The sequence below is a fragment of the Okeania sp. genome (assembly GCF_983059655.1).
Genome location: NZ_CEZPJD010000111.1, coordinates 11,444 through 13,582, shown reverse-complemented (window position 1 = coordinate 13,582; position 2,139 = coordinate 11,444). Strand labels below are relative to the sequence as shown.

The window sequence follows — 2,139 nt, the reverse complement described above, 5'->3', positions numbered from 1 at the left end:
CACGCTTCCTAAAAAGTGCTGTAAGTTTCAGATATACTTTTTCAGACTAACATTTGTTCAAAACTTATTTAGAGTCGCTATCTATATTAAATTTTATTATGTCATCTGTACAGATTTATATTATACTAAATTCGAGTATAAAAAGAGGTTTGTCATATTCACAAATCCTATGTATAGCAAAGGCTCAAACTTTTTAAAGTACCTTCTTACTCAGGCGGATTTGGCTTGACTAATTATTCTCAAAATAAATGTTCTTTACATAAATAATTTAATTCTTGTGACTGGCATTAGACACTGTTTGTCAAAAAAAGATTAAGTAGGGTATGTGAAAGTACGTTTAACATTTATGGTATGAAATAACAGTTAGTTTTACTGCTACGCTCTGCTTGCTGTGGGAGGTTGCTTCTCAACTTATACTGTCTCATACTTGTTTGACAAACACTCTCTTAATATTGATGCCATTAATAATAGTTATTACTGAATAAATATAATTTTTTATATAAAAAGTTTAAATTTTTTTTTCTAGTTTCTTGAATAATTATAGTGTTCTATGATTTGAGTTACATAGCTATTAATTTAATAAATCATTCCACAGTATATTATTGATTAACTATTACTGAATAATTTAATTGATATATTTTTTTCACATATAAAATTCCCAGCCATGTTTAGATTTTGGCAATTATTTAACGGATACTTTTTTGAAGATAATTAACTATTGCTTTTAGCCCTAAAATATAGCTTTCTGAACCAAAGCCACTAATCTGACCTACAGCTACTGGTGCTATAAAAGAATGATGTCGAAACTGTTCTCTACGATAAATATTACTCAGATGTACTTCTACTGTAGGAATATTAACCCCAGAAATAGCATCCCTAATGGCAATACTTGTATGAGTATATGCCCCAGCATTAATAACTATGCCTTGGTGTTGCTCACGAGCTGAGTGAATTGCATCCACCAAGACACCTTCATAATTAGACTGTAATACAGAAATTTTTATTCCAAGGACTTTCGCCTCTTGCTCTAACAGTCTATTTATATTATCTAAAGTTTCAGAGCCATATATTCCTGGTTCTCGCAGACCCAGGAGATTTAAATTTGGCCCATGTAAAACTAAAATGCTAAACAAATAATTTAAACGTTGGATGATAGAATTATCAGCGACGAGAGCGGTCGTTGACTGGAATAGGAATGAGTTCTGGTTCTGGTTCTGGTTCTGGACCTAATAAAGAATCAACCAGCTTGCGAGTCCATTCCTTTAATTTTTCTATTACCTTGTCAATGAAATCCATCAATATTTTATTCCCGCTGAATACTCTCACCTTTTATAGTGAGGGGTAAGCGGGGCGGGTTCTGCCGCTTCCCTTTTCATACAAAAGTAGTGAAAGATTTTAACAACTCAGCCAAAAAACGATAAATATTAATCGTGGCTTTTTGTTTGTTTATCTTTACTATTATATTAACACTATCTTTGCTTTAGGGTTATATGGCCATTCAACAAAGACCGGTTAAATTGTCTTAAAAAATATGGACTTTCATCCATAAGTTTGTTTATTATAGTTATTATAATCAAGTCTTTTATGATTGTGGTTTTCTAGCAGATAAATATAATTTTCTTCTTAACAGATCGAGAGCTGTACAGGCACTAACTCTTCTAATCCAATCTCTACTGCGTAAAGCACCAAAGTGGTGCTCAAAACTTTCTACCTCACCAGTTATTTTTGCTATGCCAATATAAACTAAACCTACTGGCTTAGATTCTGTTCCACCTCCAGGCCCAGCAATACCTGTAATACTAATTCCCCAGTTACTTCCTAACTTCTTCACCACCCCAGTTGCCATTTGTTTTGCTACCGCATGACTCACAGCACCTTCTGTAGCTAAATCTTCCTGACTAACATCTAACAAAGAAATTTTTACAATATTTTCATAAGTGATAACTCCACCATGAAAATATTGCGAACTACCTGGGACAGAAGTCAACATACTACCTAGACCTCCACCAGTACAAGATTCGGCCACAGCTAAAGTTTCCCCTGCATCTGACAATAACTTTCCTACTACTGAAGCTATGGAGTCGTCATTAATGCCATAACAGTCAATTCCTGCAATATCTCGTATTTTTTGTTCTACAG

General features: G+C 33.6%; 3 protein-coding genes. All 3 read right to left on the bottom strand.

Features of this window, described 5'->3' with window-relative positions; translation table 11 throughout:
- Positions 1-686: 686 nt before the first annotated feature.
- Positions 687-1,133, bottom strand: coding sequence for a type II 3-dehydroquinate dehydratase (aroQ, locus tag AC3DU7_RS09140; RefSeq protein ID WP_488039039.1), 447 nt, complete (start codon positions 1,131-1,133; stop codon positions 687-689).
- A 28-nt stretch (positions 1,134-1,161) separates the two neighbouring features.
- A complete protein-coding gene (locus tag AC3DU7_RS09135) occupies positions 1,162-1,296 on the bottom strand; it encodes a hypothetical protein (protein WP_255502456.1) in 135 nt (44 codons plus the stop codon).
- Positions 1,297-1,582: 286 nt separating this feature from the next.
- On the bottom strand, positions 1,583-2,139 hold a 557-nt coding region (locus AC3DU7_RS09130; protein WP_488039038.1), incomplete at its 5' end, for a nicotinamide-nucleotide amidohydrolase family protein.

Coding starts and splice junctions, on each gene's coding strand:
- AC3DU7_RS09135 (WP_255502456.1), bottom strand. CDS start 1,296: ATGGATTTCATTGACAAGGTAATAGAAAAATTAAAGGAATGGACTCGC.